This window comes from bacterium (genome assembly GCA_037147175.1).
In the GTDB taxonomy this organism is placed as follows: domain Bacteria; phylum Cyanobacteriota; class Vampirovibrionia; order Gastranaerophilales; family UBA9971; genus UBA9971.
Genome location: JBAWVS010000082.1, coordinates 1 through 6,417, shown reverse-complemented (window position 1 = coordinate 6,417; position 6,417 = coordinate 1). Strand labels below are relative to the sequence as shown.

7 protein-coding genes are annotated in these 6,417 nt (G+C 34.7%); 4 read left to right on the top strand and 3 right to left on the bottom strand.

What is annotated here, in order from left to right; translation table 11 throughout:
- On the bottom strand, positions 1–1,024 hold a 1,024-nt coding region (locus WCG23_12750), incomplete at its 3' end, for a cache domain-containing protein (GenBank protein MEI8390738.1).
- 307 nt (positions 1,025–1,331) lie between these two features.
- Here WCG23_12750 and secD point away from each other — a divergent pair.
- Together secD and secF are read left to right on the top strand one after the other, a co-directional pair.
- Positions 1,332–2,633 carry a protein translocase subunit SecD gene (gene secD, locus WCG23_12745; protein ID MEI8390737.1) on the top strand — a complete coding sequence of 434 codons (1,302 nt, stop codon included), beginning with the start codon at positions 1,332–1,334 and terminating at the stop codon, positions 2,631–2,633.
- A gap of 22 nt (positions 2,634–2,655) precedes the next feature.
- A complete protein-coding gene (secF, locus tag WCG23_12740; GenBank protein ID MEI8390736.1) occupies positions 2,656–3,672 on the top strand; it encodes a protein translocase subunit SecF in 1,017 nt (338 codons plus the stop codon).
- A 108-nt stretch (positions 3,673–3,780) separates the two neighbouring features.
- On the opposite strand, the gene fba is transcribed toward secF, so the two are convergent.
- Complete coding sequence (gene fba / locus WCG23_12735) at positions 3,781–4,728, bottom strand: class II fructose-1,6-bisphosphate aldolase (protein MEI8390735.1); 948 nt, start codon at positions 4,726–4,728, stop codon at positions 3,781–3,783.
- 165 nt (positions 4,729–4,893) lie between these two features.
- Here fba and WCG23_12730 point away from each other — a divergent pair, with 165 nt between their 5' ends.
- Positions 4,894–5,214, top strand: coding sequence for a hypothetical protein (locus tag WCG23_12730; protein ID MEI8390734.1), 321 nt, complete (start codon positions 4,894–4,896; stop codon positions 5,212–5,214).
- A 15-nt stretch (positions 5,215–5,229) separates the two neighbouring features.
- Positions 5,230–5,628 (top strand): holo-ACP synthase, encoded by a 399-nt coding sequence (gene acpS / locus WCG23_12725; GenBank protein MEI8390733.1) that lies wholly within the window; start codon positions 5,230–5,232, stop codon positions 5,626–5,628.
- A gap of 4 nt (positions 5,629–5,632) precedes the next feature.
- Here acpS and ispD read toward each other — a convergent pair whose 3' ends face one another.
- Positions 5,633–6,310 (bottom strand): 2-C-methyl-D-erythritol 4-phosphate cytidylyltransferase, encoded by a 678-nt coding sequence (gene ispD, locus WCG23_12720; GenBank protein MEI8390732.1) that lies wholly within the window; start codon positions 6,308–6,310, stop codon positions 5,633–5,635.
- Positions 6,311–6,417 lie beyond the last annotated feature (107 nt).

Genomic DNA, 6,417 nt, shown 5'->3' with positions numbered 1-6,417 from the left:
TTTTGTTCAAATTAGCAGCACCCTGTTCCACGTTTCTGGAAATTTCCTGCGCACCTTGAGCTAGCTGCGTTGTACTGCTTGCTGTTTGTTGAGCGCCCTGAGTTGTTTGTTCCGAGGATGCACTCATTTCTTCCGAGCTTGCCGATATATCTTGCGCGGAATCAACTACCTGTTTAATTAAACTACTTAAATTTTCTACAAATTTCTTAAAAGATCTGTTAAGCTCACCTATTTCAGTTTTATTTTTATCTTCCGGTATTTCTACAGTTAAATCATTTTCTGCCAACCTGCGACTTATTTTTGTAATATTTTCAATCGGATCAGAGATGCTTCTTCCCAGTGTACGATTTGTAAGATACATAACTATAAGGGAAATACCTATACTTATTAATATATTGATAAGTACAGAAACTCTCAATGCTTTTAATGCTTCCATATAAATATCATCAAGATAACTTCCTGTTCCGATAACCCAGCCCCACTGCGAGAAATTTCTTATATATGAAATTTTTTCAGCGGATATTTTACTACCAGCCCTGGGCCAAAAATATCTCAAGCTTCCCTGTCCTTTTTCCATTGCAATTTTTGTAGCTTCACTAATAAATTTCAAACCGTTTTTATCTGCAAGATTTGAAGCATTTTGACCCTGTTTGGTAGGATGCGCTAAAAATACGTTATTATAATCATTTATCCATACATAATTTTTGCCGTCATAATTAAGATGATTTATTCTTTGTATTGCCCTTTCTTTGGCTGATTTTTCGGAAAATTCTCCATTATCAGCCCTGACTTTATATTCTTTTATTAAATTTAGAGCAACTTCAGTAATTGCAGCCACTTCTTTTTCTCTGCAAAGTATGGTGGTCTTATAAATCTGAGAAAAATTCAACAGCGTACAGGTTAAAAACGTAATCAATGCAACAAAAATAATCAACAAATTAACTCTGTTTTTGATTGTAATCTTGTCAAAAAAACCACTCTTTGAGGAAACGTAACTTCCATTACTTTTTAAAAAATTGCTCATTCTCACCTCAATTTTAATAGTCTACATATAATTATTGTTTTTTAAATTATTTTGAATTAAAACTGCTGCCAAAATTATAGTATATTCAATTCCGAAAATAAATGTTTTTTTATGGATTGGAATTAATAATAATTTTATTTAGTGTTCGAATTAATGATAAGTTTATCATTTTTTTTGTCAAAACTATTAATTTTAACGTTTTCATAATTATTCTGTAAAATAGAAAAAATAGCCCGCCCGAAAGTTGATTTTTGGTTTATTATTAAAAGGATTAAAATTAAACTATTATCGAGGAGACATACCGTAAATGAAAAAAGAGAATTTAATTTTCCTGTTTATTCTCGGGCTGGTAGTTGCAAGCATCCTTGTCATTATCAATAAACCCACAAAATTCGGGCTTGATCTTATAGGCGGCTCAAGACTTGTTCTTGAAGCAAGACCGACGGCAGATGTGCCGGTAATCACTCCTGATGTAATGGACAGCCTTTTGTATTCAATCGAAAATAGGGTAAACGCTCTTGGCGTATCCGAAACTGTAGTACAAAAAGTAGGTACGGACAGGCTTTTGATAGAAATTCCAAATATAAGCGACCCTCAAAAAGCTAAAGATTATCTCGGAAAAACTGCTAATCTGGAATTTAAAAAACAGGTAAAAGGTTTTAACGGTCAGGAATCATGGGTAAGCACTGGTGTTTCAGGAAAAGACCTTAAAAATGCTTATCTCGGTACAGATCAAACCGGTCAAGAGTGGCATGTAAATTTTGTTTTAAACGATAAAGGCTCGAGAAAATTCGGAAAACTTACCAGCGAAATTGTTGGGAAGCCTCTCGGAATATTTTTTGACAACGAACTTGTTTCAAGTCCGGTTGTAAATACTGCTATAACAGGCGGCGAAGGTTATATCAGCGGCAATTTCAAAAAAGAAGAAGCACAGAATATGGTAAATCTTCTTAATGCCGGTGCTTTGCCTGTTCCTGCTGTAATAATAGAAGAAAATTCAGTAGGTCCGACACTTGGACTTGATTCTCTCCACAAAAGCGAGATTGCAGGACTTATCGGTATCAGCGTTGTAATGCTTTTTATGATTCTTTATTACAGAGTTCCCGGCTTTATTGCCAATATAGCTCTTACTATTTACGCTTTGCTTGTTTTCGCAATTTTTAAGATTATACCTGTAACATTGACCCTTGCAGGCATTGCAGGCTTTATTCTCAGTATAGGAATGGCGGTGGATGCGAATATTCTTATTTTTGAAAGAACAAAAGAAGAACTAAGAATAGGCAGAACACTTTTTGCGGCAATAAATGCAGGATTCGAAAGAGCTTTCACAAGTATTTTTGACTCAAATATGACAACAATAATCACATGTTCCATTCTTTATATGTTTGGAACAAGCATAGTTAAAGGATTCGCTCTTACACTAGCAATAGGTGTTGCGGTGAGCATGTTTACAGCAATTACTGTAACAAAAAACTTTATGCACCTTATCTTTGGAGCCGGTGAACTTACTCATCCGGGGTGGTTTGGACTCAAAAAAGAAGACATCGGCAAAGCCGTTTCTTTTGAAGAAACTACAGCAAGAAAAGCCAAACTCGGTGTTATAGACTAATAAATTATGAGGAAAAATAAAAATGACCAACCCTAATTTAGAAAAAAAAAATAAAGTTGATATTATAAAATATAAATGGCTCTGGCTGTCCTTTTCACTTGCTTTAATTATTCCGTCTATCGCAATAATGATTTATTCAATGATAATTTATCCGAGCCATACTCCTTTAAGAGTCGGTCTTGATTTTACAGGCGGGACAATGCTTCAGTACGGGTTTAATGCGGAAATAAAAGAGTCTGATATTGATTTATTAAGAGCAAACCTTGAAAAAACAGGCATCACAAACCCCATTATCCAAACAGAAAAAGAATCCAAACAAATAAAACAGGCGGAAACAAAGAAATCACAAGCCAATACAGGAATAAAAAGCATAGTTTCAATAAGAACAAAATTCCTGAGCAGTCAGGGCGCAGGCAATGAAACAGTAAAAGTAAATAATACTGTTAAACAAACTCTGGGCGTGTATGTTCCTCTTCAAACAAGTGCTATAGGTCCGACTTTAGGGAAAGAACTGTTCAAAAATGCAATGATAGCTCTTCTTCTCTGTTTCTTCGGAATTGTAGGATATTTAACCGTCAGGTTTAATATCGACTTTGCTATCTGCGCGCTTGTTGCTCTTTTCCACGATGCGATATTTGTATGCGGAGCTTTTTCTTTATTAGGACTCCTGTTCGGGACAGAAATTGACAGTTTGTTTATAACCGCAATCCTTACAGTAATAGGCTTTAGCGTTCATGATACAATCGTTGTTTTTGACAGAATAAGAGAAAACTCTAAATATCTTTCAAAGAAAAAATCTTTTAACGAAATCGCAAACATAAGCGTAAACCAAACCCTCGCAAGAAGCATAAACACTTCTTTAACAGCGCTTATAACACTTCTTTCCTTATATTTCTTTGGAGGTTCTACAACAAAGAACTTTATTCTTGCTATGATTCTCGGTATTGTTACAGGAACATATTCAAGTATCTTTAATGCAAGTGTTCTTCTTTCAATGTGGAGAGAAAATGAATCAAAACTTACTGCAAAAACCGCATAAATATTTTCAAAAACACATAAACAACAAAAAGACCGACTTAACAGTCGGTCTTTTTAAATAACAGATTGCCGCGTCAGAGCTTCACCCTTCCTCTCAATGACAGAAGAACTAAACTCTTCCGTTTGTTCCGAATACCTGGATTTTGTGTCTGACAATCTCTTTAACAGCTGCTCTTGCAGGGGTTAAATACTGTCTTGGATCAAAATGTCCGGGATTTTCTGCAAAATGTTTTCTGATAGCGCCTGTAAATGCAAGCCTTAAGTCGGTATCAACGTTTATTTTTGCAACACCGAGTTTTGTAGCTTCGGTAAACATATATTCAGGAACTCCCTGAGTACCGGGAATTACTGCGCCGTTATCATTACAAATTTTTACAAGTTCCGCAGGAACGCTTGAAGCGCCATGAAGAACTAACGGAAAGTCTTTTCCAACAGCTTCTTTGATTTCTGCCAATCTTTCAAAATCAAGTTTTGGTTCGCCTTTGAATTTAAAAGCACCGTGGCTTGTTCCTATTGCAACTGCCAAAGAATCACATCCTGATTTTTCAACAAATTCAGCTGCTTCATCAGGATTTGTATAAATAGCATCTTTTTCGGAAACTGAAATATTATCTTCAACACCTGCAAGTTTTCCAAGTTCAGCTTCAACAGAAACTCCTCTTGCGTGTGCATAATCTACAACTTTTTTGGTTAAAGCAATGTTTTCTTCAAAAGAATGTTTTGAACCGTCAATCATTACTGACGAAAAACCGCCATCTATACAAGCTTTACAGATTTCAAAATCTTCGCCATGATCTAAGTGTAAAGAAATAGGAATATCTGAGCTGTTTAAAGCAGCTTCAACAAGTTTAATCAAATATGCCTGACTTGCATATTTTCTTGCTCCTGCAGAAACCTGAAGAATTAAAGGCGCTCTTAATTCATTACCGGCTTCAACAATAGCTTGAAGAAGTTCCATATTATTTACATTGTATGCACCTATTGCATATTTTCCAACTAACGCAGCATCAAGAAGCTGTCTTGTCGGTACAAGCTGTCTTTCTGTACAAAGTGCCATCTTTTTTCTCCTTTTATTCTGACTGTCTTTTCATTCTTTAATTCTTATTTTTAGGATAAAAATTTTCCTTTTTCAAGTTGAGTATATTTTACTAACAAAAAAATTTTTGTACCACTATCAATTTTTTATCCTATCATTTATTATAGTATTTACTTTATGGGATTTATGAGTTTTAAAAAAATGCAACATAATCGCTGGTATGAAAAAAACGAAACCTTAAAACAAATTATGGAAACAATAGAAAGCTTTGATCCTGAAACTCGCAATGATATTGCCAATGATATTATTCAATTAATTGTTAACAAACAATATGACGTTGATAATTTTATTCATATTGTTAACAACCAGAGTCCTTTCATTAGAAAAAGATGGTATGATAAAGACGAAACAACTCACTCGGCTGTTGAAATGCTTAAAAACGTTAATGAAGATGAAAAAAAAGAGCTTTTTAATGAAATTTTAACCACTATACTTGACTTTGACTAGGAATATTTATAATTAATGAAAATTTTTCTCGGTAACGATATATGTGAAATTAACAGAATTCAAGCTGCTTTTGACAAATTTGGGGGAAAATTTCTTGAAAAAACTTTTACAGAAAATGAAATAAAATACTGCCTTTCAAGCCCTAAAAATACCGCTTCAAGACTTTCTGTAAGATTTGCCACAAAAGAAGCTGTTTCAAAAGCACTTGGTGTAGGAATTAAAAGACTCGGCTGGAGCAAAGGCATAAACTGGAAAGATGTAGAATCCGTAAGAGATGCCAACGGGGCTTTAACTATAAAGCTTTTTGGACGAGCAAAGGAGCTTGAACAGCAATTTAAAATTACAAAATGGGAAGTAAGTGTTTCTCATAGTCATACTGATGCAATTTCTACCGTTATCGGATATAAAGAATAATATTTTATTCAATCAAACTTCCGGCAATTTTAAGGTCTTCTTCGGTAGTTATTTTAATGTTTTTATAACTTCCCATAACAATATTCACAGGGATTTTCAACTCTTCTAACAGTGCGCTGTCATCGGTAAAATCCTGCCCTTTGAAAACTTCATGCGCTTCTAAAATTTCTTTAAATTTAAAAACCTGCGGAGTTTGGATACTCCACAGTTCATCACGTTTTAAAGTCCCTATAATTTCTTGGGTTTTAGTATTTACTTTTTTAATTGTGTCTTTTACAGGCACTGCTACAACAGCAGCACCTTTTTCAGCGGCTATCTCTATTGAATTTTTTATAATTTCCTCCGAAATCAAAGGTCTTGCCCCATCATGTATTAAAACAAAATCAGGATTTGATTTTTCGAGATTAAGTAACCCTAAAAAAACAGATTCCTGCCGTGTTTTTCCGCCGGGAATAATTTTTTTAACTTTTAAAATATTATATTCATTTACCAATTTTTCTATTTCGCCAACCAAACCTGCCGAAGTACAGATTATAATACTGTTTATTTTTTTTACGGCAGAAATTTTTTTAAGGGTATGAACAATAACAGGAATGCCGCCTAAATCTTCAAAAAGCTTGTTTTTATTATTACTGTAGCGTGTTCCTGAGCCTGCCGCAGCAATTATTGCCGTAATGTTCATTTAAAGTTGCTCCCTCTTTGCTGCTCGCAATCCGCTGCCTGGTTGCTCGCCTTAAACGGCTTTTCGGTCGGGCAAAGCCCGTCCTTCTGCCTCTGCTCGCAATCCGC

Excerpts from the sequence above, each read along its gene's own strand:
- ispD (MEI8390732.1), bottom strand. The coding sequence starts at position 6,310 with ATGAACATTACGGCAATAATTGCTGCGGCAGGCTCAGGAACACGCTAC.
- secF (MEI8390736.1), top strand. The coding sequence starts at position 2,656 with ATGACCAACCCTAATTTAGAAAAAAAAAATAAAGTTGATATTATAAAA.
- fba (MEI8390735.1), bottom strand. The coding sequence starts at position 4,728 with ATGGCACTTTGTACAGAAAGACAGCTTGTACCGACAAGACAGCTTCTT.
- acpS (MEI8390733.1), top strand. The coding sequence starts at position 5,230 with ATGAAAATTTTTCTCGGTAACGATATATGTGAAATTAACAGAATTCAA.
- secD (MEI8390737.1), top strand. The coding sequence starts at position 1,332 with ATGAAAAAAGAGAATTTAATTTTCCTGTTTATTCTCGGGCTGGTAGTT.
- WCG23_12730 (MEI8390734.1), top strand. The coding sequence starts at position 4,894 with ATGAGTTTTAAAAAAATGCAACATAATCGCTGGTATGAAAAAAACGAA.